The organism is Mesorhizobium sp. M7A.F.Ca.US.011.01.1.1 (assembly GCF_003998295.1).
Taxonomy (GTDB): domain Bacteria; phylum Pseudomonadota; class Alphaproteobacteria; order Rhizobiales; family Rhizobiaceae; genus Mesorhizobium.
Genome location: NZ_RZRT01000022.1, coordinates 62540 through 89035, shown reverse-complemented (window position 1 = coordinate 89035; position 26496 = coordinate 62540). Strand labels below are relative to the sequence as shown.

The 26496-nt window shown below is 62.3% G+C and carries 22 protein-coding genes and 1 tRNA gene; 13 read left to right on the top strand and 10 right to left on the bottom strand.

The window, feature by feature from the left end:
* Positions 1 to 394 precede the first annotated feature (394 nt).
* The 3 genes from EOA13_RS20405 to EOA13_RS38815 form a co-directional block, all read right to left on the bottom strand.
* Positions 395 to 1561: a pyridoxal phosphate-dependent aminotransferase gene (locus tag EOA13_RS20405; RefSeq protein WP_127295364.1), complete on the bottom strand. Its 1167-nt coding sequence runs from the start codon at positions 1559 to 1561 to the stop codon at positions 395 to 397.
* A gap of 112 nt (positions 1562 to 1673) precedes the next feature.
* Complete coding sequence (gene mscL / locus EOA13_RS20400) at positions 1674 to 2096, bottom strand: large conductance mechanosensitive channel protein MscL (RefSeq protein ID WP_027038576.1); 423 nt, start codon at positions 2094 to 2096, stop codon at positions 1674 to 1676.
* Positions 2097 to 2449: 353 nt separating this feature from the next.
* A complete protein-coding gene (locus tag EOA13_RS38815) occupies positions 2450 to 2704 on the bottom strand; it encodes a hypothetical protein (RefSeq protein ID WP_245490432.1) in 255 nt (84 codons plus the stop codon).
* A gap of 210 nt (positions 2705 to 2914) precedes the next feature.
* On the opposite strand from EOA13_RS38815, the gene EOA13_RS20390 reads away from it, so the two are divergent.
* The gene (locus EOA13_RS20390; RefSeq protein WP_127295362.1) at positions 2915 to 6403 is read left to right on the top strand and encodes a PAS domain-containing hybrid sensor histidine kinase/response regulator; all 3489 of its coding nucleotides are present in this window, start codon (positions 2915 to 2917) and stop codon (positions 6401 to 6403) included.
* 146 nt (positions 6404 to 6549) lie between these two features.
* Here EOA13_RS20390 and EOA13_RS20385 read toward each other — a convergent pair whose 3' ends face one another.
* Positions 6550 to 7458: a LysR substrate-binding domain-containing protein gene (locus EOA13_RS20385; RefSeq protein WP_027038578.1), complete on the bottom strand. Its 909-nt coding sequence runs from the start codon at positions 7456 to 7458 to the stop codon at positions 6550 to 6552.
* A gap of 144 nt (positions 7459 to 7602) precedes the next feature.
* Here EOA13_RS20385 and EOA13_RS20380 point away from each other — a divergent pair, with 144 nt between their 5' ends.
* A complete protein-coding gene (locus EOA13_RS20380; protein WP_127295360.1) occupies positions 7603 to 9114 on the top strand; it encodes an MFS transporter in 1512 nt (503 codons plus the stop codon).
* A gap of 32 nt (positions 9115 to 9146) precedes the next feature.
* On the opposite strand, the gene EOA13_RS20375 is transcribed toward EOA13_RS20380, so the two are convergent.
* Entirely contained in the window at positions 9147 to 9806 is a 660-nt protein-coding gene (locus EOA13_RS20375; RefSeq protein ID WP_127295358.1) for a response regulator transcription factor, read from the bottom strand.
* A 120-nt stretch (positions 9807 to 9926) separates the two neighbouring features.
* Complete coding sequence (locus EOA13_RS20370) at positions 9927 to 10355, bottom strand: hypothetical protein (RefSeq protein ID WP_023813892.1); 429 nt, start codon at positions 10353 to 10355, stop codon at positions 9927 to 9929.
* A gap of 187 nt (positions 10356 to 10542) precedes the next feature.
* On the opposite strand from EOA13_RS20370, the gene EOA13_RS20365 reads away from it, so the two are divergent.
* Together EOA13_RS20365 and EOA13_RS20360 are read left to right on the top strand one after the other, a co-directional pair.
* Complete coding sequence (locus EOA13_RS20365; protein ID WP_164780204.1) at positions 10543 to 10893, top strand: DUF952 domain-containing protein; 351 nt, start codon at positions 10543 to 10545, stop codon at positions 10891 to 10893.
* Complete coding sequence (locus tag EOA13_RS20360) at positions 10890 to 11966, top strand: quinone-dependent dihydroorotate dehydrogenase (RefSeq protein ID WP_127295354.1); 1077 nt, start codon at positions 10890 to 10892, stop codon at positions 11964 to 11966. Before EOA13_RS20365 ends, EOA13_RS20360 begins: the two co-directional genes overlap by 4 nt.
* A 483-nt stretch (positions 11967 to 12449) precedes the next feature.
* Here EOA13_RS20360 and EOA13_RS20355 read toward each other — a convergent pair whose 3' ends face one another.
* On the bottom strand, positions 12450 to 13787 hold the full coding sequence (locus EOA13_RS20355; RefSeq protein WP_127295352.1) for an MATE family efflux transporter: 1338 nt from the start codon (positions 13785 to 13787) through the stop codon (positions 12450 to 12452).
* A 132-nt stretch (positions 13788 to 13919) separates the two neighbouring features.
* On the opposite strand from EOA13_RS20355, the gene EOA13_RS20350 reads away from it, so the two are divergent.
* Positions 13920 to 14825, top strand: coding sequence for a histone deacetylase (locus tag EOA13_RS20350; protein WP_127295350.1), 906 nt, complete (start codon positions 13920 to 13922; stop codon positions 14823 to 14825).
* Positions 14826 to 14891: 66 nt separating this feature from the next.
* Here EOA13_RS20350 and EOA13_RS20345 read toward each other — a convergent pair whose 3' ends face one another.
* The gene (locus EOA13_RS20345) at positions 14892 to 15206 is read right to left on the bottom strand and encodes a DUF6460 domain-containing protein (RefSeq protein ID WP_206535301.1); all 315 of its coding nucleotides are present in this window, start codon (positions 15204 to 15206) and stop codon (positions 14892 to 14894) included.
* Positions 15207 to 15436: 230 nt separating this feature from the next.
* Here EOA13_RS20345 and EOA13_RS20340 point away from each other — a divergent pair, with 230 nt between their 5' ends.
* The 5 genes from EOA13_RS20340 (at position 15437) to EOA13_RS20320 (ending at position 20700) form a co-directional block, all read left to right on the top strand.
* Positions 15437 to 16426: a glycosyltransferase family 2 protein gene (locus EOA13_RS20340; RefSeq protein WP_206535300.1), complete on the top strand. Its 990-nt coding sequence runs from the start codon at positions 15437 to 15439 to the stop codon at positions 16424 to 16426.
* 41 nt (positions 16427 to 16467) lie between these two features.
* Positions 16468 to 16914: a GtrA family protein gene (locus EOA13_RS20335; protein ID WP_127295346.1), complete on the top strand. Its 447-nt coding sequence runs from the start codon at positions 16468 to 16470 to the stop codon at positions 16912 to 16914.
* 33 nt (positions 16915 to 16947) lie between these two features.
* Positions 16948 to 18438 carry a hypothetical protein gene (locus tag EOA13_RS20330; RefSeq protein ID WP_206535298.1) on the top strand — a complete coding sequence of 497 codons (1491 nt, stop codon included), beginning with the start codon at positions 16948 to 16950 and terminating at the stop codon, positions 18436 to 18438.
* Positions 18439 to 18635: 197 nt separating this feature from the next.
* Entirely contained in the window at positions 18636 to 20549 is a 1914-nt protein-coding gene (locus EOA13_RS20325; protein ID WP_127295344.1) for an acyltransferase family protein, read from the top strand.
* A gap of 77 nt (positions 20550 to 20626) precedes the next feature.
* Positions 20627 to 20700 (top strand) — tRNA-Gly (locus EOA13_RS20320).
* Positions 20701 to 20702: 2 nt separating this feature from the next.
* On the opposite strand, the gene EOA13_RS20315 is transcribed toward EOA13_RS20320, so the two are convergent.
* Together EOA13_RS20315 and EOA13_RS20310 are read right to left on the bottom strand one after the other, a co-directional pair.
* On the bottom strand, positions 20703 to 20939 hold the full coding sequence (locus EOA13_RS20315) for a hypothetical protein (RefSeq protein ID WP_127266711.1): 237 nt from the start codon (positions 20937 to 20939) through the stop codon (positions 20703 to 20705).
* 232 nt (positions 20940 to 21171) lie between these two features.
* Positions 21172 to 22161 carry a LysR family transcriptional regulator gene (locus EOA13_RS20310; RefSeq protein WP_127295342.1) on the bottom strand — a complete coding sequence of 330 codons (990 nt, stop codon included), beginning with the start codon at positions 22159 to 22161 and terminating at the stop codon, positions 21172 to 21174.
* Between the two features lie 312 nt (positions 22162 to 22473).
* Between EOA13_RS20310 and chvE the strand changes: the two genes are divergently transcribed.
* The 3 genes from chvE to mmsB all read left to right on the top strand — a co-directional run bounded on the left by chvE (position 22474) and on the right by mmsB (position 26489).
* Positions 22474 to 23544, top strand: a complete 1071-nt coding sequence (gene chvE, locus EOA13_RS20305; RefSeq protein ID WP_023813878.1) for a multiple monosaccharide ABC transporter substrate-binding protein — start codon at positions 22474 to 22476, stop codon at positions 23542 to 23544.
* A 123-nt stretch (positions 23545 to 23667) separates the two neighbouring features.
* On the top strand, positions 23668 to 25200 hold the full coding sequence (gene mmsA / locus EOA13_RS20300) for a multiple monosaccharide ABC transporter ATP-binding protein (protein WP_127295340.1): 1533 nt from the start codon (positions 23668 to 23670) through the stop codon (positions 25198 to 25200).
* Positions 25197 to 26489: a multiple monosaccharide ABC transporter permease gene (gene mmsB, locus EOA13_RS20295; RefSeq protein ID WP_127295338.1), complete on the top strand. Its 1293-nt coding sequence runs from the start codon at positions 25197 to 25199 to the stop codon at positions 26487 to 26489. The genes mmsA and mmsB overlap by 4 nt, the downstream gene beginning before the upstream one ends.
* Positions 26490 to 26496: the final 7 nt, after the last annotated feature.

The window sequence follows — 26496 nt, the reverse complement described above, 5'->3', positions numbered from 1 at the left end:
TTCAGGTTGATGGTTCACCGGTGGGAAGGGACCGAGCCATGCCACGGCCTGTCCTCGAAAGGACGACCAGGATCCCCTCGGTCTCCTTCCCACTTCAGACATAGCATGGGAACAACACACAGGATCCTAGGGTCTCCGCGGCGTCGGTTCGCGACTGCTACGCCCTAGGATGACGAAGCGTGGGGGCTTCTGGCTAGTCACAGAGATGGAGTTTGGCATCGTAGCAATAGCCGACTTTCGAGGTTGGCCGAGGCATCTTTCTCTTCGTCATCCTAGGGCGGAGCAAGGAGCGAAGCGACGCGGCGCAGACCCTAGGATCCATGCCGTTACTGCGGCCGAAGAGTGAGGCGGTCCAGAATCTTCAAACGCGCGGCTTTCCTGTCCAGCCCAATCCTCAAATAGCCTTCATCCAATTTGCCAGCCGGTGCGCCGCTTCCTCGACCTGGTCGAGGCGGCGGTGGAAACACAACCGCAAAAACGCCTCGCCGCCGGGGCCGAAAGCGGTGCCTGGCGCCAGGCCGACATTGGCCTTGTCGACAATGTCGAAGGCAGCGGTGCGTGAATCGGTGATGCCGTCGACAGTGAAAAACAGATAGAACGCGCCCTGCGGCACCGTGAACCGGGCGCGGCCGGTGGCGCCGAGAATGCCGCAGACAAGGTCGCGCGCCTTGCGCGCCCGCTCCACCTGTTCGGCAACGAAGGCATCGCCCCCGTCAAGCGCGGCGGCCGCGCCGCGCTGCATGAACTGGGCGACGCCGGAGTTCGAATACTGGATCAGGTTCTCGAACACCTGCTGCAAGCTCGGATGCGTCTTGATCCAGCCGACGCGCCAGCCGGTCATCGCCCAGTTCTTGGAGAAGGAATTGACGTACAGGATGCGGTCTTCCGCCGACGCGATGTCGAGGAAGGACGGCGCGCGGCCGTGGCCATAGTGGAAAAGCGAATAGATCTCGTCCGCGATGATCCAGAGGTTTTTCGCGCGCGCCAGATCGAGGATGGCCTGCAAGGTCTCATGATCGGCGGTCCAGCCGGTCGGATTCGACGGCGTGTTGATGAACAGCGCCTTTGTGCGCGGCGTAATCGAAGCCGCGATCTTCTCGACGTCGCAGGACCAGCCATTGCCGGAATGATCGAGCGTGACCGCCACCGGAACGGCTCCCGCTATCCCTGCTGCGGCGTCGAAATTCGGCCAGGCCGGCGACAGATAGACCACTTCGTCGCCGGGGCCGGCGAGCGCGTCGAGCGCCAGCTGGATGGCATGCATGCCGGAGCCGGTGACGATGAATTCTTCCTCCGGGAAGGTCTTGCCGAAATGCCTGGCATAGTAGCGGGAGAGCGCCTGCCTGAGATCGGGGATGCCCCTTTGCCAGGTGTAGAATGTCTCGCCGCCGGCCAGCGCCTTCGACGCGGCATCGGTGATGAAGGCCGGCGTCGGCAGGTCGCCCTCGCCGGCCCAGAGCGGAATCATGCCTTCGCGCAGGCGGCCGTAATTGACGACGGCGACAATGCCGCTTTCGGGTGCCGCACGGGCCTCGGTGCGCAAGCTGTCGATCAGGGTCATTGGCGGGTCCGTTTTGGTCTGCGGTTTTCGTCAGCGGTCCTTATCAGATGCGAAAACAGAAAACCCCGGCCGCGAACGACCGGGGTTTTGGTCCAGCAAATGCCGGCCGCGGTCAGCGCCTGGCGAGCAGATCGCGAATTTCGGTGAGCAGCGCGACGTCGGCTGGCGGCGGAGCGGCCGGTGCAGCGGGCTTCTCGCGCTCAAGCCGCTTGCGCATGTTGTTCACCGCCTTGACCATCAGGAAGATGATAAAAGCGAGGATGAGGAAGTTCAGCGCCACGGTGATGAAGCTGCCATAGGCAAAGACCGCGCCTTGCTTCTTGGCGTCCGCCAGCGAGGTCGCGTTGACGGCTGAGGACAATCCGAAGAAATAGTTGTTGAAGTCCAATCCGCCGAAAATCGCACCGACGATTGGCATGATGATGTCGTTGACAAGGGAATCGACGATCTTGCCGAAGGCCGCGCCGATGATGACGCCGACCGCAAGGTCCATCACATTACCCTTGGAAATGAATTCCTGGAATTCTTTCAGCATTCGACCCTCCTTGTCGTGACTGGCCGAGCTGCCGTTTCCGTCCTTGCGGCGTCGACCTGAGGCAACATAACAAAAACCTCCGGTTGCAACATCGATAAAAAGGAGAAAGCAACCGGTTTCTCCTTACCGGGATCCGGCCAGGTTGCCCGCCAAGACCCCGGTTCGGTTGTTCGAGGCCCACGGCTTGGCAGGAGCAGAGTTGAATTTCCGGCAATCATAGGCGTTTTCGCCTATAATGTTCTCATGAACATGCTCGAAACCATCAGCATTGATGTTTATCCGTGGGCGGCTCCAACAAAGGAGCAGCGCGCTTGGTTTGACGCGCTTTCGCCCGATGAGAAGCGGAAAGCGATTCAGGCGGCGATCAACGAAGGTTTCGAGAGCCCCGTCAGCGAAAAGTCGATCGATGACATTATTCGGGAAGCGCGTGCCGAATAACGCATCGCGCCGAACGCGATCTGAAAGACATTTACCGCCACACCTTCGAAAACTTCGGCCACACCCAGGGCGAAAAGTACCTGCGCGAACTCGATGCGGTGTTTGAGTTGCTCGGCGATTACCCGAATATGGGCAGGCTCTATGAAGGCAGGACCCATCAGTTCGTCCATGGCAAGCACATCATTCTCTACCATATGGGTTCGGAGGAGATCATTGTGGGCCGCATTTTCCACGGCGCTCAGCGGCGATCTTCACCATAACGACACCGACGCGCCGGCCTGAGAACCGTCCTATGCAGCTCCGCAATGGACTCCGACGCCAAGCTGTGATTGCGTCCGGGCAAGCCGGATAAAAAGGCGGCAGAGGAGGAAAGTCCAGGCGTGCAGGGCTTGTTCATCGTCATCATCGCGGTCGCCTATGTGACGCTGCTGTTTGCCATCGCCAGCCTCGGCGACCGCCGCTCGGCCATTTCAGGGCCGAGCCGGGGGCGGCCTTTCATCTACGCGCTTAGCCTCGCGATCTACTGCACATCCTGGACTTTCTTCGGCTCGGTCGGCCTCTCTTCCGAACGCGGCCTCGAATTCCTCGGTATCTATACCGGCCCGGTGCTGGTCTTCGTGTTCGGCTTCCCGCTGCTCAACCGCATCGTGCGGCTGGCCAAGACCGAGAAGATCACCTCGATCGCCGATTTCCTTGGCGCCCGCTACGGCAAGAGTTTCACCGTCGCGGCGATCGCCACGCTGATCGCCACCATCGGCGCGGTGCCCTACATCGCACTGCAGTTGAAGGCGATCTCCGGTTCGGTCAGCCTTATGGTCGAGCACTATACCGGATCGCCGCCCTCCTTCGATCCCTTCGTCAGCGACATCTCGCTGGTCGTCGCCATGCTGCTGGCGCTGTTTGCGGTGCTGTTCGGCACACGCCACGCCGACGCCACCGAACACCAGGACGGGCTGGTGCTGGCGGTGGCCGTCGAAACCGTGGTCAAGCTTGCCGCCTTCCTGGCCATCGGCCTGATGGTCACCTTCCTGATCTTCGGCGGCCCGGGCGACATGTTCGACAAGCTCGCCCAGAATGCTCAGGTTCGGCAGGCGATGAGCTACAACACCTCGCTCGCCACCTGGCTGGTGCTGACTTGCCTGAGCGGCTTTGCCATCATCATGCTGCCGCGGCAGTTCTACGTCACCATCGTCGAGAACCGCGGCGAGGCCGAACTGCGCACCGCGACATGGGTGTTTCCGCTCTACCTCGTGGCGATCAACCTGTTCGTACTGCCGATCGCCTTCGCCGGCCTTTCGCTGGTCGGCACCGGAACCAGCAGCGATCTCTACGTGCTGTCGCTGCCCCTGTTCAGCGGCCATGATTTGCTGGCGATGGCGGCTTTCATCGGCGGCCTGTCGGCGGCGACGGCGATGGTGATCGTCGAAAGCGTGGCGCTGTCGATCATGATCTCCAACGACCTCGTCATTCCGCTGTTCGTGCGCCGCCTGCTCAAGACCTCGACCTCCGAGACGGAGGACTGGTCGACGCTGATCCTCAATGTGCGGCGCGGGGCGATCTTCATCCTCTTGTTCATCGCCTTCCTCTATTATCGCGAGAGCACCGACAGCGCGCGGCTGTCGTCGATCGGCCTGATGTCGTTCGCGGCCATCGCGCAGTTCGCGCCCGCCCTGATCGGCGGGCTGATCTGGCGCGGCGCCAATGGCCGGGGTGCGGCACTCGGCATGATCGCTGGCATCCTCGTCTGGGGCTACACGCTGCTGTTTCCGTCGCTTGCCGCCCCTGATACCGGCATCATCGTGCACGGGCTGTTCGGCTTCGAGGCGCTGCGGCCGCAGGCATTGTTCGGCACCGTCGCCGAACCGCTGAACCACGGCGTGCTGTGGAGCCTGTCGATCAACGCGGTGTTCTTTGTGCTCGGTTCGCTGTCGCGCGCATCGGTGCCGCTGGAACGCATACAGGCGTCGATCTTCGTGCCGCGCGATGCCGGCCCGATGCCAAGCCTGCGCCGCTTCCGCACCGCCATCACCGTCAACGACCTGAAGGACACGATCGGGCGCTATCTCGGTGTCGAGCGCACCGAGCGCTCTTTCCAGTCGTTCGAAAAAACCAACGGAACCTCGCTGCACGGCAACGAGCAGGCGAGCATGGACGTCATCCGCTTCTCCGAGCAATTGCTGGCCAGCGCCGTCGGTTCCTCTTCGGCGCGGCTGATCCTGTCGCTGCTGTTTCGGCGCCACGACCGCGAATCCCGGGATGCTTTCCGCTTGCTCGACGACGCCACCGAGGCGCTGCAGCACAACCGCGACCTGCTTCAGATCGCGCTCGACCAGATGGAACAGGGCATCACCGTCTTCGATCGCGATTTCCGCCTGATCTGCTGGAACCGCCAGTACCGGGCGCTGTTCGACCTGCCCGATGAAATGGGCCAGGTCGGCGTCTCGCTCGACCGCATCCTGCGCCATCTCGCCGAGCGCGGCGACATCCCCGCCGATCAGCGTGTGGCCATGCTCAACCGGCTGACCAGTTTCGTCAGCCCGTGGCAGATGGAGCTGAAAACCTCGGGCCGCATCCTGGAACTGCGTTCCAACCCGATGCCGGACGGCGGCATCGTCGCCACCTATGCCGACATTTCCGGACGCGTCGAGCAGGACCTGGCACTGAAGCGGGCCAATGAATCGCTGGAGCAGCGCGTCAAGACCCGCACCATCGAGTTGACCCGGGTCAACGAGGAGCTGGCGCAGGCGCAGATGCTGGCCGAGGAGGCCAATCTCGGCAAGACGCGCTTCCTCGCCGCCGCCGGCCACGACATCCTGCAGCCGCTGAACGCTGCCCGGCTCTATTGCTCCTCGCTGATCGAGAAGGCCGGCAAAGGGCCTGCCGGCAAGGCGGCCGTCAACATCGAATCCTCGCTGGAATCGGTCGAGACGATTCTCGGCGCCGTGCTCGACATCTCCCGCCTCGACGCCGGCGCGATGAAGCCGGACGATACCGCCTTCAACCTCGACGGATTGCTGCGCCAGATCGGCAACGACTTCCGGCCGCTCGCCGCCGAAAAGAAGCTCGAGCTGACCATCATTCCGTCCTCGCTGACAGTGACGACGGACCGCAATCTGCTGCGCCGCCTGATCCAGAATCTCGTCTCCAACGCCATCAAATACACGCGCCACGGCCGCGTGCTGGTTGGCGTCAGGCGGCGCGGCGAACTGGCCGAGATCCAGGTGATCGATACCGGCATCGGCATCGCCGGCGACAAGCTGAACACCGTCTTTCGCGAATTCACCCGGCTCGACGAGGGCGCGCGCGAGGCCGAAGGCCTCGGTCTCGGCCTCTCCATCGTCGACCGCATCGCCCGGGTGCTGCGCCTGGAGATCCGGATCTTTTCCACCCCTGGCAAGGGCACGCGCTTCTCCGTCATCCTGCCCGTGGCGGCCGTGCAGGAGCCGCGGCGCGAGATCGAAACCAGGGCTCCTGCCCGCGCGACCGCTTCGCTGGCCGGGCTGCACGTGCTGTGCATCGACAACGACGCCCGCATCCTCGAAGGCATGCGGCTCCTGCTCGAAGGCTGGGGTTGCAACGTCGACACCGTGTCCGGCTCAAACGACCTCGACAGCGCCGCGATGCACCGCCCGGACATCGTCCTTGCCGACTATCATCTCGACGGCGAAACCGGTCTCGAACTCATCGTCAGGCTGCGCGCGATCCATGGCGATAACCTGCCGGCCGTGCTGGTCACCGCCGACCGCTCCAACGAGGTGCGCACGGCCGCGGGCGGGCTCGAGATTGCGGTGATCAACAAACCGCTCAAACCAGCGGTACTGCGCTCGATGATGGCCAGGGTGAGGCCGCTGGCACCGGCGGCCGAATAGCATCAAAGGCGCCCGGTCTCAGCCCTGGTGTCCGAGGGTGGGTCCTAGAGCATTTCACCGTTTCACCGAAACGGCGTTCTGCTCTAACTCTTTGTTTTAACGCAATTCTAGACGGAAAACCGCTTCACACTTCTCCTAGAATTGCTCTAGGCCAGGCCGTCGACCATCTGGGAACTGCGGAATCGAGGCCGTCCGGCATTGCCCGCCACAGGCGGACGATGCTCGCGAAAGGCCATTGCAAGCGTCCTCAGCGCCTCGCGGGACTTGGCGTCCGTCAGCGTCGAAAGCAGCACGATCTCGGAAGGCGGCAGCGCCGGCAGCCCGAATTTCCGGCTGACCTCGATGGTGCCGGATGGGGCGAGCCGGCAGGAAAATACCGAGGCTGCGAGGCCGGCCGAGACGGCCTCGGCAACGGCGAAGGAGCCGCAGCCGAGGAACACCTCCGTCCACGGTATTCCGACAGCGTCGAGCGCGCGGGTCGTGATGTTACGAATACCGCAGGATGGCGAGGATGCCGCCAGGCGCAGCGGCTCGTCGGCCCGGTGGACGAAGCCGGGCGCGGCGTACCAGCCGAAATGTTCGGGCGCCAGCACTTCACCATCGCGCCGGTCGTCCTCCCGACGGATGATCGCCGCGTCGATCTCACCGCGATCGAAAGCGTCCAGCAGGTCGCGCGAATCATCGAGCCGCACTTCGATGGTGAGCGCCGGGTCATGCGCATTGAGCCGCGCCAGCAATGTCGGGACTTCCGCGCCTCCGACATGGGTGGCGATGCCCAGTGTGAAGCGGCGGCGCACCGAAGACAGGCTGGCAATGGCGCGATCGTGTGCGGCGAGGAAGTCGCGTGCGGGCTGGAGAAACACCGCGCCCTGCGCCGACAAGCGAACCAGCCGAGGCGTGCGCTCGATCAATTTCTGGCCGACGCGCTCTTCCAGCCGCTTCAGCTTCACGCTGATCGCCCCTTGCGTGCTGCCAAGAGCCTCGGCCGCACGCGTAAAGCTCTGAAGATCGGCGATGGCGACGAATGTTTTCACAGCGTCTACGTCCAGCGTCATGTCAGCTATCCGCACTTGTTGTCTCTGAAATAGAGAACCATGCAATTCTAAAATGATCAAGCCTCGCCTACCCTGGGCCATACGCGCCGGGCGAGCTGAGATGGATTCGCCGATTGCCGCCAAATACGTTCGAAAGGTTGAACCATGCCCACTGTACCGACCCGCCGCGGCATCATCGTTCTGTTTGCCGCCTGCCTGGCGTGCCTGATGTTCGGCCTGGAGATTTCAAGCGTTCCCACGATCCTGCCGACACTGGAGCAGGTGCTGCACGCCGACTTCAAGCAACTGCAATGGGTGATGAACGCCTATACGATCGCGGTCACGACGGTGCTGATGGCGGTCGGCACGCTTGCCGATCGCTACGGACGCAAGCGTGTCTTTCTGGTCGCCATCGCCGCCTTCGGCCTGACGTCACTGATCTGCGGTCTCGCCGAAAGTGTCTCCACGCTCATCGTCGCCCGGTTTCTGCAGGGCCTGAGCGGCGGTGCGATGCTGATCTGCCAGCTTGCCGTGCTGTCGCATGAATTCCGGGAAGGGCGCGAACGCGCCGTCGCATGGGGCTGGTGGGGCGTCATCTTCGGCACCGGCCTCGGCTTCGGCCCCATCATCGGCGGCGGCATCGTCGCGGTCTCGAACTGGCAATGGGTATTTCTTGTCCACGTGCCGGTTGCGGCGCTGGCGTTCGCCCTCGCTCTGATGGGCGTTCACGAATCGAAGGATCCACAGGCGGGCAAGCTCGACATAGCAGGCATCCTGACGCTGTCGCCGTCGGTTTTCTGCCTCGTTTTCTACATCATCCAGGGGCCGGATCTGGGTTTCTCCAGCCCTGCCGCGCTGGCGATCCTCGCTATCTCGATAGTGAGCTTCATCGCCTTCCTCATTGCCGAGAAGGTCAGCCAGCGGCCGATGTTCGACTTCTCGGTCTTCCGGATCCGGCCTTTTTCCGGCGCCATCGTCGGCTCGGCCGCGATGAACCTCAGCTATTGGCCTTTCATGATCTACCTGCCGATCTGGTTCCACGCCGGGCTCGGCTATGACACTGTCTCCACCGGCCTTGCCCTGCTTGCCTACACGCTGCCGACGCTTGTGCTGCCGCCGTTGGCAGAGCGCTTTTCGCTGCGTTATCGGCCCGGCATCATCATTCCGGCGGGCCTCGTCATCATCGGCGTCGGGTTCATCCTGATGAAGTTCGGCAGCGCCGCCGCGCAACCGGACTGGCTGACGATGCTGCCCGGCTGCCTGATCGCGGGGATGGGTCTGGGGATAACCAACACACCTGTCACCAACACGACGACGGGTTCCGTTTCGAGCGATCGCGCCGGCATGGCCTCCGGCATCGACATGAGCGCGCGCATGGTTTCATTGGCGTTGAGCATCGCGGTGATGGGCTTCATCCTGGCCAGCGGTGTGCTGGCGCATTTGGGGCATGCGCTGCCCGACCTCGACGCTGCCCAATTGCGTCTTCTCGCCGAAGCTATCGCTGCTGGAAATCCCATCTCCGGGCTCGCCGGGACCGTCGCCCAGGATGCGCTGCGCAACGGCTTTGGCTGGGTCATGCTCTATGGCGGGATCGGCGTCTGGATCATGGCCGCCATCAGTTTCGCAAGCTTCAACGCCCGGCCGATGCGGCGGACGGAGGTTCAGTGCTCTGATTGAACTCTATTCTGATTGAACAGGCGCCCTGGCGATCAACTTGCCGGCTGCAGCGGGTCGCTGCCGATCTTGGACAGCAGGATCACCGCCTGCGTGCGGCTGTCGACGCCGAGCTTCTGCAGGATGGCCGAGACATGCGCCTTGATGGTAGCCTCGGAGACGCCGAGTTCATAGGCGATCTGCTTGTTGAGCAGGCCCTCGGCCAGCATGCCCAGCACCCGTGTCTGCTGCGGCGTCAAAGCCTGCAGCCGCTTGATAAGGTCCGATATTTCGGGATCGCGCTCCACGCCGAGATCGACGCCGGCTGGTGCGGCGATGTCGCCGGCAAGCACCGATTGCACCGCGCTGCGGATCTCCTCCATGCTGGCCGATTTGGAGATGAAGCCGGAAGCGCCGAGATCGAGCGCCCGCCGGATGGTCGCCGGATCGTCATGCGCCGACACCACGACCAGCGGCACCGCCGGATGGATGCCACGCAGCGAGACCAGGCCGGACAGGCCGCTGGCGCCCGGCATCGACAGGTCGAGCAGCACCAGATCGACGTCCTCGTTGGCCACGACCAGCGCCTTGGCGCTCTCGAAATCGCCGGCTTCATGGATGGCGGCGACATTGCCGATGCCGGCGAGTGCTTCGCGCAGCGCACCGCGAAACAGCGGGTGATCGTCGGCGATGACGAAAGAATAGCCTGCCGGCAAATGTCCCTCCCCAAATCCCCGATGATTTTTGGCTTTTCGGGTTCAATTGGACGATTATGAGGGGCTGCGCGCTGTTTTCAAGCGGCAAAGCCAGCGCGCCGCCTCCCGTGGTTGAAACGCTCAGGTCTTCTGCGAATTGGGCTGGGCGCCGTTGTCCTTGTCCATATCCCTGACGATGCCCATGAAGCCGCGAAGGAAGCGCTCCATGTAGCCCATCGTCTTGTTGAAATCCTCCTCGCTCGGCAGTTTCGATTCGAGGCGGGCGGAGAGCGAATTCTCGAGCTTGGTGACGCGCTCGTCCATCGCCTTCATCGAGGTCTGCAAGCGGTCGACCTCGTCCTGGAAAGCAGCGCGTTCGTCGGCCGCCATCTTGCAGACGAGCTGGCCCGAACGCTCCTCGCAAATCGACATGGCGCCGGTCTGCGTATCGATACGGACAAAGCCGTTATCGGACTTTTCCAGCCGGTAGCGGTCGGTTTCTTCCGAATAAGCTGAAGCCGCGATCAGCGAAACGAGCGCGGCGGGGATCAAGATGTGCTGCAGACGCATGTTGTCCTCCTTGGCCAAGGCCTCAGATATCGCATGTTTGCGCCGGAAATGGGGAAGACCCTTGGCGTGGCCTTTCCCGAATGGCTGGTTCGGAATCTTCTTGACGCAATTCCCAAGGGAAAGCGCTATGCGCTTTTCCCGGGAAAACCGTTTCACACTTTTCCTGGAACTGCTCTATAGCGCAACCATGTCTCAGATTATCTACAAGATAACCCCGCAAGCGCCATGGCGCGAGGCCGAAACACATGGCCGCTTCACCGGCGCGCCGATCGATGTCGCCGACGGCTTCATCCACTTCTCCACGGCAGCACAGGTCAGGGAAACGGCGGCAAAGCACTTTGCCGGCCAGACAGACCTTTTGCTGGTCGCCGTCGGCGGCGCCGGCTTGGGCGCTGCGCTGAGATACGAGGTCTCGCGCGGCGGCGAACTGTTTCCGCATCTCTACGACGTTCTGGACCTGAAAGCAGTGCTGTGGGTCCGACCACTGCCGCTTGGCGCCGATGGTGTGCACCAGTTCCCGGCACTGGAGGGGCAATGAGCGTGCTCGACCGGCTCGGCCAGAAGCTGCTGTTCGCCTTCGATCCGGAAACCGCGCATGGTATGTCGATTGCGGCGCTGCGATGCGGCGTTCCGGTTGGTGCGCCGGCGGTCCGCGATGACAGGCTGAAGATTACGGTCTGCGGCCTCGAGTTTCCGAACCCGCTCGGCATGGCAGCGGGCTACGACAAGAATGCCGAAGTGCCCGACGCGCTGATTGGCCTGGGCTTCGGCTTCACGGAGGTCGGTACCATCACGCCGCTGCCGCAAGCCGGTAACCCGAAGCCGCGTATTTTCCGGCTGACTGCCGATGATGCGGTGATCAACCGATTGGGCTTCAACAATGAAGGCCATGCAGCGGCCGAAAAGCGCCTTGCCGCACGTAAGGGCCGCTCCGGCATCGTCGGCGTCAACATCGGCGCCAACAAGGACAGCAGCGACCGCATCGGCGACTATGAGCGCGGTGTCGCCCGGTTTGCGCAATACGCCAGCTATCTCACCGTCAACATCTCCTCGCCCAACACGCCGGGCCTGCGCAACATGCAGGCGCGCGAGCAGCTCGGCGAACTCTTGTCGCGGGTCATGGCCGCGCGCGCCACGGGAACGGCGCAGCCGCCGGTGTTCCTGAAGATCGCGCCGGATCTGGTCGAGGCAGAGCTGGAGGACATCGCCGCCGAGGTCACCGAAAAGCAGGTGGACGGCGTCATCGTCTCCAACACCACCATTTCCCGACCGCCGCTGCGCAGCGGCGACACCAAGCACGAGACCGGGGGACTCTCCGGCAAGCCGCTGTTCGAGCGTTCGACCATCGTGCTGGCGAAGATGCGCAAATTACTCGGGCCGGAGCTTGCCATCATCGGCGTCGGCGGCGTCGATTCCGCCGATACGGCGCTGGACAAGATCCGTGCGGGCGCTGATCTGGTGCAGCTCTACACCGGCATGATCTATGCCGGGCCCTCGCTACCAGCCCGCGTTCTTTCCGGAATGATCCGTTTCGTCGAAAAGGAACGGTTGAAGTCGATTTGCGAGTTGCGCGACAGCCGCCTCGACTTCTGGGCGTCCAGGCAACTCTGAACCGCTCTCAGGAGCGTAGATTGCGACTGACGGCCCCGCTCGCAGATGGTGCCGCCGATGGCAGGCAACACTCCGAAGAGAAGCAACTGTGCGGTTCCGCCGATGCCAGAAACCGCGGAGAGAATGAACGCAGCGAGCAATCCCAGCGCCGCGCCCAAGACATATGGCAGGTAGCTTCGCATAAGCTTGCCCTGGAACAATTGGTGCATCAAGTCTGTTGGAAATCGACTGGAAGTGCAAGTGCATCCGACCGCACAGCATTGGCAACGAACCCGGGTTAACGAGCTGCTTCGGAGCCTCGCGGGCGCGTTGGCTGACGGAGCATCAAACGAAAAACCCGCCTGTGCGGCGGGTCACTGGCGCAAATCAGCACCATAAACAAATATGTACCATAGCTGAGGTCACCGAGTCAAGAAAAAATTCCTATCGCGAACAGGTGCCGTTCGGTGCCATGGACGACGCAGGGCCTTCCGGGGACACCGTCTAAAACGCCGTCCGCACCCTGAGCCTCAGGATTGTCAGCAGGCTGAAGCCTCGCACCAGCAGGAAGACGTGCAGCGCCGCCCACAGTCCATTGTTGCCGAAGGCGGGCGCAAGGGTCAGCAGCGCGGCGGCGAAAAACAGGAACGACAGCAGCATCATGTTGCGCATGTCGCGGGACCAGGTCGCGCCGATGAAGACGCCATCCATCTGGAACGCCAGCACACCGCTCAGCGCCGTGAATGCCGCCCACGGCAGGTAGATGTCGGCCACCGAACGGACGTCCTCCGATGTCGTCACGAGAGCGACCAGATTGGCGCCCCCAGACAGCATTACCAGCGTCGCGGCTCCCGCCAGTCCGAAACCCCAGAACAGCGTCAGCCGCACGGCCTGGCGGAACGGTGCGGCGGCACGTGCGCCGACGGCACGGCCCGCCAGCTGTTCGGCGGCGGTGGCAAAGCCGTCGAGGAAATAGCCGGCGACGAGGAAGAAGTTCATCAGCACGGCGTTGGCGGCCAGCGTCACCGTGCCGAACTGCGCGCCCTGGCGGGTGAACAATGCGAAGGCGGCGAGCAGCGAGAACGAGCGGATCATGATGTCGCGGTTGAGCGACAGCATGCGCAGGAAGGCGGCCATGTCGAGCAGGCGGTGGCGCGGCAAGGATGGGGCGGCCCGGAACCGGCGGATGACGATCGCCAGGCCGAGCAGCATGGCCAGGAACTCACCGGTGACGGTCGCCCAGGCAACGCCGGCGACACCCCAGCCAAGTTCCAACCCAAGCAGGAAGCAGAGCGCGATGTTGATGCCGTTCAGCACCAATTGCAGCATCAGCCCGAGCCCGCCCTCGCCGCGCCCCAGCACATAGCCGAGGATGGCGTAGTTGATCAGCGAGAACGGCGCCGCGAGCAGCCTGATCCTGATGTAGACGCCCATCGCCTCGCTGACGCGCGGTTCGGCGCCCATGAACTTTTGCCCGACGATGGCGACCAGCGGCGCAAGGGCAGCGAGCACGATGCCGGCGATAACCGCGATCAGCACGGCTCGCCAGAACACCGCCTGTTCCTCCAGGGCATCGCCACGCCCAAATGCCTGTGCGACAAGGCCAGTGGTGCCCGAGCGCAGGAAATTGAAAGAGGTGAAGACGACGTCGAAGATCAATGCGCCGGCCGCCAGGCCGCCAAGCAAGGCGGCATCGCCGAACTGTCCGACGACAGCCGTGTCGACCAGGCCGAGCATCGGCGTCGTCAGATAGGCAAGCGTCATCGGCACGGCGATGGCGAGCACGGAACGGTTGGTGACGACAAAGTATCTGGCGTCGGCTGGTGTTGCACCTTTGTCCAAGGATTGCTGCCTTGCTGATTGCGGCTTGATAGAACCGTCGATGTGCCCCATTTTCCGGCCACCGCGCAATCACCTATCCCTTGACGGCCAACCGAAATCCCGGTCTGGCGTGAGCCAGCCGGATACGATTTCATGCCTCTGCAGATCGTCCATCATCCCGACTACGACGCCGGCTTCGCCGTCAACCATCGCTTTCCGATGAGCAAATATCCCTTGCTGATGGAGGCGCTGCGTGCGCGCGGCCTCGCCGGCCCCGACGGGCTCAGCACCGCCGAACCGGCACCGGCGTCATGGCTGGAGCTTGCGCATGCGGCGGACTATGTCGACCAGGTCGTCAACTGCTGCGTGCCCGAGAAGATCGAGCGCGAGATCGGTTTTCCGATCGGACCCCGCGTCTCGCTGCGCGCGCAGCTTGCCACCGGCGGCACCGTGCTGGCGGCGCGGCTGGCCTTGCGCCACGGTATCGCCTGCAACACCGCCGGCGGCAGCCACCATGCACGGCGCGCGCAAGGCGCGGGATTCTGCACCTTCAACGATGTCGCCGTCGCCGCGCTGGTCCTGCTCGCCGAAGGCGCGGCACAAAACATCCTGGTCGTCGATCTCGACGTGCACCAGGGCGACGGCACGGCGGATATTCTCGCCGATGATCCGCGCGTGTTCACCTTTTCCATGCATGGCGACCGCAACTACCCCGTGCGCAAGATCGCCTCCGACCTCGATGTCGCGCTGCCCGACGGCACGGGTGACGTCGCTTACATGAAGAGGCTCGCCGCCATCCTGCCGGAACTGTCCGCCCAAGCCCATTGGGATATCGTGTTCTACAATGCCGGCGTCGACGTCCATGCTGAGGACCGGCTTGGCAGGCTGTCGTTATCGGATGACGGCCTGCGCGCCCGCGACGACATGGTGATCAGCCACTTTCGCACGCGGGGCGTTCCGGTGTGTGGCGTCATCGGGGGTGGCTATTCAACTGATGTGCCCGCACTCGCGGCGCGCCACGCCATCCTGTTCGAGGTCGCCGCGGGCTACGCCCGGTAGCACGATCTTGTCCAAAAACCGTGTGCCAGGGTTCGCTGACGCGGACCTGCGGTTCGAGCTCATGCTCTACTTCCGGTAGTTGGCGAGCCTCAACAGGATGAACGCCGGCACGACGATAGCCGCGCCCAGCAGGATATAGCCGAGGAAGCGGTCGATGGCGTGGAAGCCGAGATTCCACAGGTCCATGAAGAACTTCCGGATGCCATAGAGCACATCCATCGGCGACCAGCCGAAGGCATTCATGACCAGGCCGACGAGGAAAGACACCACCAGCAGTTTCAGGATCACCTTGAGCGGCGAGTCGCCAAGAAAGCGCGTCAATGCGGACAAGGCCCGTCTCCAGATTGAGGTACCCAGACTCGAGGGCGTCGGCTCAGACATACGCACTTGGCTTGCCCGCTTCAAGCCGGCAGTTTTGCGGGATGCAAAAGGCCTCAGCGAGCATGTGTGGCCCCCAAGCAGCGCCGAGACACCTGAAAGACAGCTGACCTACGGCCCGCGGCCGATCCCGCTGGCTTATCTGTTTTCTAACCAATTGCCGCTATTCCCAATCGAATAGCGGGAGCAAGGCTTTGGTGGAGACGGAGAAAAACACCGCGCGACGCGGCGTCATGCTGTCGGTGGTCATCCCATGCTACAACGAGCTGGATGGCGTGGCCGAACTGCATCGGCGGGTAACGGCCGCATGCCTTGAACAAGGCCCTTCCTACGAGATCGTCCTTGTCATCGATGGCGCGACCGACGGTACGCGCGAGGCCATTCTGCAGCTGGCCGAAAAGGACGACCATGTCGTCGCCATCGACCTTGCCCGCAATTACGGCCACCAGATCGCGTTGAGCGCCGGGCTCGAATTCTGCCGCGGCCAGCGCATTCTCATTCTCGATGCCGACCTGCAGGATCCGCCTGAACTGCTCGGCGCGATGATGACGAAGATGAACGAAGGCTTCGATGTGGTTTACGGCCAGAGGCTGACGCGCGATGGCGAAAGCTGGTTCAAGCTCGCCTCCGCGTCCATGTTCTATCGCTTGCTGCGCCGGATGGTCGACGTCGACATAGCCCCGAATACCGGTGATTTCCGGCTGATGAACCGTCGCGCGCTCGACCATCTGAACGCGATGCCAGAACGTTACAGGTTCATTCGCGGCATGGTGAGCTGGATCGGGCTGAGACAGGTGGCTTTCCCCTATGAGCGGCACCGCCGCTTTGCCGGCACCACCCACTATCCGCTGAAGAAAATGCTTCTTCTGGCGGTCGACGCGATGACCAGCTTCTCCATCGTACCCTTGCGGTTCGCCTCGCTGCTCGGAATGATGTTCGGGCTTCTGGGGCTGGTCGTGCTCGGCTACACCCTGTTCGAATGGTCGGTCGGAAACGTCTTGCCCGGCTGGACCAGCCTTGCCGCGATCATGCTGATCCTGGGCAGCGTCCAGCTCATGGTGCTTGGCATCTTCGGCGAGTATCTCGGGCGCATGTACATGGAGACGAAGCGGCGGCCGCTTTATTTCGTCAACGAGATCGTTTCGCGCAGCCAGGCAGCCGAGGACAAGGAGCTGCCCGTCCACCGCCTGCAAGAGATGGCAAAGAAGGCCGCACGTGCTTGAGACGGTGTTCTACCGATAGGCGCTGGCACACCAGGAACAGCATGCTGTCAAGTCTGCCATCCGATTTGTTGAGAATGTTGCGGTTTGGCGCCGTGGGGGTGCTCAATACCGCGCTAGGATATGCAACAATACTGGCTGGGCTTGCGCTGGGCCTTGGTGACATCGTTTCCAATGCAACAGGCTATGCTGCCGGCCTCATCCTTGGTTTCTTCCTCAATCGGCAATGGACCTTCAACAGAGAGGGGGGCTTTCGCCCCGGCACCGCCCAACGATATGTGATAATTTTTGTTGTCGCCTATGGCGCCAACCTGGCCATCGTGGTTGCCGCCGTTTCGGGAGGCATCCTCGAAAACCCATTCGTCCACTTGGCCGGAAACTGCCTTTACTCGATCATTTTTTACTTTGGTTCGGCCCGCTTTGTGTTCGTGGGAAATACGGATGGTAGCGCAGCGGCCATTCGGGCGACGTCAATGGACCACATTCCTTGATTGAGGTGCAATGCAATGGCTTTGGGGCATGATGTGAGCGAGATTCAATCGACTGTGCACGCCTTGCCGTCATTCGAGGATTCGCAGCGCATCCGGCTGATCTTCTGCCTGCTTGCGGCCTTGGCGATGGCGGGAGCACTGGCTGCCCAGGCCGCTTCCACCCTGCAGGATCCCGACAGCTGGTGGCAAATCAAGGTCGGGCTGGATTTCCTGGAAAACCGGACATTTCCGGCAGTCGACCCTTATTCCTACACTTTTGCCGGCCAGCCGTGGATTGCCAAGGAATGGCTGGGGCAGGTCCTGCTGGCTCTTGGCTACCGGGCAGGAGGCTGGAACGGGGTGGTCACGCTGATCATCGCCTCGATCTCCCTGACGGTGCTCCTGATGGGGTGGTTTCTCAGCACATGGCTGAAGCCGATGCTGGCGATTACGCTGGCCTTCGCCGCAGTGTTCCTGATCAATCCGATTTTCACCTCGCGTCCGCATGTCTTCACGTTCCCGATCATCGTCATCTGGACGGAGATGCTCTTTCGTGCGGCACGGGAAGAGCGGGCGCCGCCATGGTGGCTGCTTGTGCTGGTTGTGTTGTGGGCGAACCTGCACGCCACCTTCACCTTGAGCTTCGTCATCGCGGCTTTCGCCGGTCTCGATCTGCTGGAGCGCACAGGCCTGTCGAAACCTGCCCTCGTGGCGAAATGGATCGCATTCGGGCTGCTTTGCCCGCTGGTCAGCCTGATCCACCCCTATGGCGTCCAGGCCATACTGGCGACCCTGACCGTGGCCTATGGCAATGAGGCCGTGCCGCTGATCATGGAATGGAAACCCTTCAGTCAGCCGGATGGCCCCGTCCAGGAAGCTGCGATTCTGCTGGCGCTTTTCGGGCTTCTGGTGTCACGGCTGCGAATTGGCTGGGCCAAGGCGTTGTTCGTCGTCTTCACCTTGCATGTCTATCTCGCCCATGTGCGTTTCATGTATCTGTTCTTCCTGCTGGTTCCCCTGATGATCGCGGTCGAGGTCGCACAGCAATATCCCTCGCTTTCGGCCACCACATGGCTGGCCGAAAAGCGCGACGGACTGGAAAATTTCCTCGCCAGGCGGTTCTATGCGATCTGCGGCGCGGCAGCCGTCTTGCTGATCGGCGCGGTCGCCGTGCTCGGCAGTGCCTATCAGGTCGCGCCAAGCCCGAAGACGTCGGCCAGCGGAGCGCTGGCATTCGCCGAAAGCCATCATCTATCCGGCAACGTGCTGAATTCCTACAATTTCGGCGGCACGCTGATTTTCCACGGGTTCAAGACCTATATCGACGGAAGGACGGACCAACTGTTCCTGGGCGGTTTTACAAAGAACGACAACGAGACAGGACAAAGCGGCGGCAGGCCACTCCTCGAAGCCCGCCTGAAGAAATACGCAATAGGCTGGGCGCTGCTGTCGGCCGACGACAGCCGCATTCCCTTCTTCGACCAGTTGGGCTGGAAACGGGCCTACTCGGACGACTACGCGGTAATCTATCTGCCCGGCGTCTAATCCTGGTGCGTTCCTGGCGGATTTCGCGACAGCCAATATATGCCTTGACACCCATGTTGCAGCGCAGCAAAATTGCTGCCTGAGGGTAAGCCTGTGAGATCGACGAGCCGGGATTTTCAGCACGACCGAAGGCATCGCCGCATGAGCGTGTCGGGTGCGGCCGCACGGATCCTGGTGGTCGCGCGCGAGCCGGCCGGATGAACTACCGGCGCGACATCGACGGCCTGCGGGCCGTTGCGGTGCTGCCCGTCGTGCTCTTCCATTTCGGCGTGTCCGCCATTCCTGGCGGCTTCACCGGTGTCGACATCTTCTTCGTCATATCGGGCTATCTGATCAGCGGCAGCCTGCTCGATGATCTTGAGCGGGGCCAATTCTCGATCGGCCGCTTCTACTGGCGCCGCGCACGGCGCATCCTGCCGGCGCTGACCTTCGTCATCCTGCTCGCGAGCATTGCCGCCTGGTTCATCCTTCTGCCTTCGGATCTCCACGAATTCAGCCTTAGCGTGATCGCCGCCTCGACCTTCTGGTCGAACGTCTATTTCTGGAAAACGACGAACTATTTCTCCATCGACGCCGAACTGCGGCCGCTCCTGCACACATGGTCGCTTTCGGTGGAAGAGCAGTATTATATCTTCGCGCCGATCCTCCTTTATCTGATCTACCGATACGTCTCGAAGCGCTGGCTGACGGTACTTCTGCCGATGGCCATCGGCAGCTTTGCCCTGGCAGTCATAGCAACCTCGCTGGCACCGACGGCAGGGTTCTATCTCTTGCCGACGCGCATATGGGAGCTGGCGCTGGGCGCCATGCTGATGTTGCGGAAGCCTCCGGTCCTAGCCAGTCGGCTGGCGGCGGACCTGATCGGCCTCGCCGGCTTTGCCCTGATTGCATTTGGCTTTGTGATGATTTCGGACAGCGATCCGTTCCCCGGCTACAACGCCCTATTCCCCTGCATCGGAACAGCTTTGCTGATCTATGCTGGCCAGGATAGCGCCGACAGGCCGGCATCTGTCGCCACTCGCGTGCTTCGGTTGGCGCCGCTGGTCTGGGTCGGCCTCATTTCCTATTCGCTTTACCTCGTCCACTGGCCGATCAACTCGTTCGTCCATTATCTCTCCCTGAAGACTGTCGGTGTGCCAACGATTATCGCGATGACGGCGGCCAGTTTCGCCTTGGCGGCATTCTCCTGGAAATATGTCGAGCAACCCTTCCGCCACAAAGGAGCCTATACTGCCCCGCTGCCTATCTTCGCCTTTTCGGCGACGGCAATCGCGCTGCTGTGCGCCGGTGGTTTGGCCGGCGCACTGGGCAACGGTTTCCCGCAACGGTTTCCGGATTTCTCGACCGAACGTATCCCGGTCGGCGACTGGCGCAACGGCATCTGTTTCAACGAAAACGGGACCCGCATCGAAGACTGGAACCTTGCCGACTGCACCCGTACAACGGGCTTTGCCACCAATGTGCTGCTGTGGGGCGATTCTTTCGCTGCCCATTATGTTCCGGGACTTGAGCCCAACGCCCAGAAAATCCAGGCCAATGTCATCCAATACACCTATGCCGGCTGTCCGCCCGACCTGACCTATTTTTCCTATGCTCGGCCCGCCTGCACCCGCTTCAACGAACGGGCCTTGTCGATCATTCGCGACGCCAACATCCAGGCGGTGATCTTGAGCGGCCGATGGACCGACTACCAGGCCAGGGGCTTCGACGGCCTGCAGAAGACGATCGATCGGCTTCGCGAGATGGGGGTCAAGGTCTATACCGTCGGCCAGTCTCCGGAATTCATCGCCGACGTCCAGAAGATCGCTTTCTTGGTGAAACGGGAGCATGCCGGAACCACATCCTGGCCGATGGCTATGGATCCGGACATCAACTCACGGGTTCTGCCGTTCACCAAAGGGGCCGATTTCATAGATCCGCTGACGTATCTGTGCGACTCGGCCGGTTGTTCATACGCCGATGCCACGACCAATGAATTTCTCTACTTCGACTATGGCCACTTCTCTTCCGCCGGCGCGACGCTGGCCATCTCGAAATACTGGCCAAGCTTCGCCCCCGGCAATAAGGTCGCGGAGGCAAAACGGCAATTCACGGCCGCGGGCGCGCCGTGATCCGCAGCACGACCGTCGTGAGAACAGACCGCTTTGCGATTGCCCGAAGCCGGGCCGTCATGGTAACGAGGGCGCACGCGGGTATGATGTAATGGTAGCTTGTCAGCTTCCCAAGCTGAACGCGAGGGTTCGATTCCCTCTACCCGCTCCAGTCTAAGGCGTCAGAACCATTTCAGCGCCTGCCTGTTCGTCGAACACAACCGAGCAGCCTCGCGCAAGCGCCACCGTTGCGAGGGCGTTTGCCGCCACGTCATCCGATGAAACGAAATCGCCGGTCAACACCCGCAATTCTTCCACGCCTTCAGCCATGGAAACGAAATTCCCGACCGATCGATCGTGCTTGCAGGCCTCGATCACGCAAAGCAGATCGATGATTTCGAAGCTGCGCATGTTCAGCCTCCAGAAGAAATCGTCCCTTGCAAGATCATGAACGCATCGGCGGGAAACAATGTTCCCAGTTCGCTTTCGCTAGAGCAATTGCAGGAAGAGTGTGAAACGGCTTTCCGTCCGGAATTGCGTCAAAACGAGGAGTTAGAGCGGGTCGCCGTTTCCGTGAAACGGTGAACTGCTCTAGCCTCGGCCTGGCGGTGCTTTCGCCGGGCAACCTTACCCGAGCGAGCCATCATCCCACTTCTCTCAGAATGAAGTCGTGCAGCATCTTGGCGGCCGGCGACAGCGCGCGATTCCTGACCGTGATCAGGCTGTAGGGCCTGACCTCGATGTCGAATTCGGTCTGGACGACGTCGATGGCGCCGGCCAGCCCGTCAGGGTTCTGGATGAATTTCGCCACCTGGACAGAGACCGGTGCGATGGCATCGGATTGCGCGACCATGACCAGGGTCAGGAGCAGCGAACTGGTGTTCAGGATACGATCCGGCAAAGCGATGTTGCGGTTGAGGAAGTTGCTCTCCATGGCCTGGCGCAAGGGCGAGCCGCCAGACTGGAAAACCCAGTCATAGGCGGCGGTCTCTTCCAGCCGCACCGCCTCGCCCTTGGTGAGCGGATGGCCCCGGCGCACGATCAGGCAGGCCTTCTCGACGCCGATGACGCGCGACTCGAACAGCCGCGGATTGAGATCGTCCGGTATGCGCGCGATGATGAAATCATGACGCGTGGCGATCAGCTCGCGTGCCAGCACATTGGAGGTCTCGACCTGCATGGTGATCTCGATGCGCGGATAGATGCGGCGGATCTCACGAATTGCCGGCACCGCCAGCTCGATAGCCGGCGCGGTCACGGCACCCAGGAAAACCGAACCACCCTTGCCCGCCTTGAGCTCGGAAATCTCGCGGTCCACCTCGCGCATCTCCAGCAGGATCGAGCGCGCGCGCCTGGCCAAAGCCTTGCCGTATGGCGTCAAGGTGATACCGCGCGGCAGCCTCTCGCACAGCTTGACCTCCAGCACCGCCTCCATCTCCGCGATCATGCGCGAGGCCGCCGGCTGCGAAATGTTCAGAACCTGGGCTGCCGCGCTGACTCGGCTGTGGTCGTCGAGCGCGACGATCATGCGCATGTGACGCAGACTGAGACCGCTGCGCAGCAGGGTTTCGCCATCGCCCGGTGCTTCTCTGTAACCACTTGAAGTTGTTGTCAGATTCCCGGGCCGCGCCATCGCTTTTCCCTGCCTTCTGCTCGTGCAAGGTCGACCTTGGAGTCAGCCCGTCACGTCCCAATACATATACCAACCATGATATAGCAACCATCAAAGATCGCATTTGACAGTTATGGCAAAGACCCACACCCTCCGCGCGTTCCAAGACGTGACGGTCGCTGACGAGAAAAATCGTATCGATTGAATCAGCGTCTCGGGGCCATGGGAGGATACCGGAGATCGATATGACGGCAGCAGTGCCTTGGCGCTTCTGCACGATTGCGCGGCCCGCGACCCCCGGGGTGCCGCGTCCATCAAACAGGGAGAGTTGAAGTGAAAATCATCAAGACACTGGCCGCCGTCGCGGCCCTTGGCATCGCTGCCATGACCTACTCGGCGCACGCAGCCGACAAGGGTCTCGTCGGCGTGCTGATGCCGACCAAGACCTCGCAGCGCTGGATCAACGACGGCGATGCCGTTAAGTCCCAGCTCGAGGCTCTCGGCTACACCGTCGACCTGCAATACGCGCAGGACGACATCCCCAACCAGCTCAGCCAGCTGGAAAACGAAATCACCAAAGGCCCGAAGGCGCTGATCATCGCTTCGATCGACGGCACCACCCTGTCGGATGCTCTGCAGAAGGCCGCTGACGCGGGCGTCGTCGTCGTCGCCTATGACCGCCTGATCAAGAAGACCGCCAATGTCGACTACTACACCACCTTCGACAATTTCGGCGTCGGCGTGATCCAGGCGAATTCGCTGGTCAAGGGCCTCAAGGAGCGTTTCCCGAACACCAAGCCGTGGAACGTCGAACTGTTCGGCGGCTCGCCCGACGACAACAACGCCTTCTTCTTCTACAATGGCGCCATCTCCGTCCTGCAGCCGCTGATCGACGACGGCTCGATCAAGATCAAGTCCGGCCAGACCGGCATGGACAAGGTCGGCACGCTGCGTTGGCTCGCCGCCACCGCCCAGGCGCGCATGGACAATCTGCTGTCGGCCAACTATTCGGACGGCAGCCGCGTCGATGGCGTTCTGTCGCCCTATGACGGCCTGTCGCGCGGCATCACCGCCTCGCTGCGCGCCGTCGGCTACGGCACCGAGGCTCAGCCGTGGCCTGTTGTGACCGGCCAGGACGCCGAGACCGCTTCGGTCAAGCTGATCATCTCGGGCGAGCAGTACTCGACCGTGTTCAAGGACACCCGCGAACTGGCCAAGGCCACCGTCGAACTCGTCGACAAGGTGCTCTCGGGCGGCAAGCCGGACGGCCTCGATGAAAAGACCTACAACAACGACGTCAAGGTCGTTCCCTCGATCCTGTTGACGCCGCATGAGGTCGACAAGTCGAACTACCAGGCGCTGGTCGTCGACTCCGGCTACATCAAGGCCGACGAACTGAAGTAATCCCGGTTACAAAGTCAGGGGGTCCTGCGCAACGCAGGGCCCCTTTTCGTTCACCAGCGAGCCCGGTATTGTCACCGACCTCGCCGGCAATGTTTGCCGAGCTCTCAAGGAGCGGTAGTCCCCATGGCCCCGACGATTTTGGAGATGCGCGACATCACCAAGACGTTCCCTGGCGTGAAGGCGCTGTCGAACGTCAATCTCAGCGTCGAGGAAGGCGAAATCCATGCCGTGGTCGGCGAAAACGGCGCCGGCAAATCGACGCTGATGAAGGTGCTGTCGGGCGTCTATCCCACAGGCACCTATGACGGCCAGATCATCTTCCAAGGCCAGGAATGCCAGTTCAAAGGCATCCATGACAGCGAACACAAGGGCATCGTCATCATCCACCAGGAGCTTGCGCTGGTGCCGATGCTGTCGATCGCGGAAAACATCTTCCTCGGCAACGAACACGCCAAATTCGGCGTCATCGACTGGGATGCCAACGAGGCGCGCACCAGCGCGCTGTTGAAGAAGGTGGGCCTCAAGGAGGACCCCAAGACGCTGATCACCAATATCGGCGTCGGCAAGCAGCAGCTGGTCGAAATCGCCAAGGCGCTGAGCAAGGAAGTCAAGCTGCTGATTCTGGACGAGCCGACGGCTTCGCTGAGCGAGAAGGACAGCCAGGCGCTGCTCGACCTTCTGCTCGAGTTCAAGCGGCAAGGCATGACCTCGATCCTGATCTCGCACAAGCTCAACGAGGTGAACCGGGTCGCCGACAAGGTGACGGTGATCCGTGACGGGCGCACCATCGAGACGCTGGCCAAGAAGGACATCTCGGAAGACCGCATCATCACTTCGATGGTTGGCCGCTCACTCGACGACCGCTATCCGCCGCGCGAGCCTGATATCGGCGAGGTCGTGTTCGAAGTGAAGAACTGGTCGGTCTATCACCCGATCCATGCCGAGCGGCAGGTGATCAAGGGCATCGACATCAACGTGCGCAAGGGCGAAGTGGTGGGCATTGCCGGGCTGATGGGCGCTGGCCGCACCGAATTCGCCATGAGCCTGTTCGGCCGCTCCTACGGCCGCCGCATCTCCGGCGAGGTGCTGCTCAAGGGCAAGCCGGTCGACGTATCCTCCGTGAGCAAGGCGGTCCAGCACGGCATCGCCTACGTCACCGAGGATCGCAAGACTTACGGTCTCAATCTCATCGACCACATCAAGCACAACATCACGCTGGCCAATCTTGGCGGCGTGTCGCGCCACAGCGTGATCGACGACATGCGCGAACTCGCCGTTGCCAACGATTATCGCAAGAAGACCAATATCCGCGCGTCCAGCGTCTATCAGATGACCGGCAATCTCTCCGGCGGCAACCAGCAGAAGGTGGTGCTGTCGAAATGGCTGTTCGCCGACCCGGACGTGCTGATCCTCGACGAGCCGACACGCGGCATCGATGTCGGCGCCAAGTACGAAATCTACACGATCATCGCGCGGCTCGCCTCGGAGGGTAAGGCGATCGTGGTCATCTCGTCGGAAATGCCGGAATTGCTCGGCATCACCGACCGCATCTACGTCATGAACGAAGGGCGCATCGTGGGCGAAATGCCCGCCGCGGAAGCAAGCCAGGAAAAAATAATGCGCGCCATCGTTCGTGGAGAAGGAAAAGCAGCATGAGCACCGAAAGCGCCCCCGCCCCGCAGGGCAAAGTCGCCGAAGACGTGCAGCAGGGTCCACGCATCGCCGTCTCGGCGCTGGCGACGAACCTGCGCGAGTACGGCCTGATCCTGGCGCTTATCGCCATCATGGTGTTCTTCCAGGTCACCACGAACGGAACGCTGTTCAAGCCGGTGAACCTGAGCAATCTGGTGCAGCAGAACTCGTTCATCATCGTGATGGCGCTGGGCATGCTGCTGGTGATCGTCTCCGGCCATATCGACCTCAGCGTCGGATCGGTCGCCGGTTTCATCGGCGCGCTGGCGGCGATGATGATGGTCATCTGGCCGCTCGGCCCGTTCAGCAATCCGCTGGTGGTGTCGATCATCTGCCTGATCGTGGGCGGCGCGATCGGCGCCGCGCAAGGTTACTGGATCGCCTATCACCGAATACCGAGCTTCATCGTCACGCTGGCCGGCATGCTGATCTTCCGCGGCATCTGCCAAGCCCTGCTGGGCGGCGGCTCCTCGGTGGGGCCGCTACCCGATGGCTTCAAGGCGCTCAGCTCCGGCTTCATTCCGGATGTCATCGGGCCACTGACGCTGATCCCGCCGACGGTGAACGCGGCCGGCAAGACCATCATGGGCAGCGGCCTGACGCTGCACATGACGACGATCGTGCTGGGCCTGATCGCTGTGCTGGCCTACGCCTATTTCGGGGTGAGGACGCGCCGCAAGCGCGAACGCCATGGCTATGAGGCCGAGCCCTTTGCCCTGTTCGTCGTCAAGACGCTGGTCGGCAGCGCGCTGGCGCTGTTCCTGGTCTACCAGTTCGCCAGCTACAGGGGCCTGCCGGTGGTGCTGCTCGTCATGGGCGTGCTGATCTCGCTGTTCGTCTTCGTCACCAAGCGCATGACCATCGGCCGCCGTATCTACGCCATGGGCGGCAATTCCAAGGCCGCGCAGCTGTCGGGCATCAACACCGAGCGGCTGACGCTGATGGTGTTCATCAATATGGGCGTGCTGTCGGCGCTCGGCGGCCTGATCATCGCGGCGCGACTGGGACAGGCGGTGCCGGCCGCGGGCCTCGGCAGCGAGCTCGACGTCATCGCCGCCGTCTTCATCGGCGGCGCCTCGGCCATGGGCGGCGTCGGTCAGGTCATCGGTGCGGTCGTTGGCGGCTTCATCATGGGCGTGATGAACAACGGCATGTCGATCATGGGCGTCAATGTCGACTGGCAGCAGGTGGTCAAAGGCCTGGTGCTGCTCGGTGCCGTGATCTTCGACGTCTACAACAAGAACAAGGCCTGAACGGGCT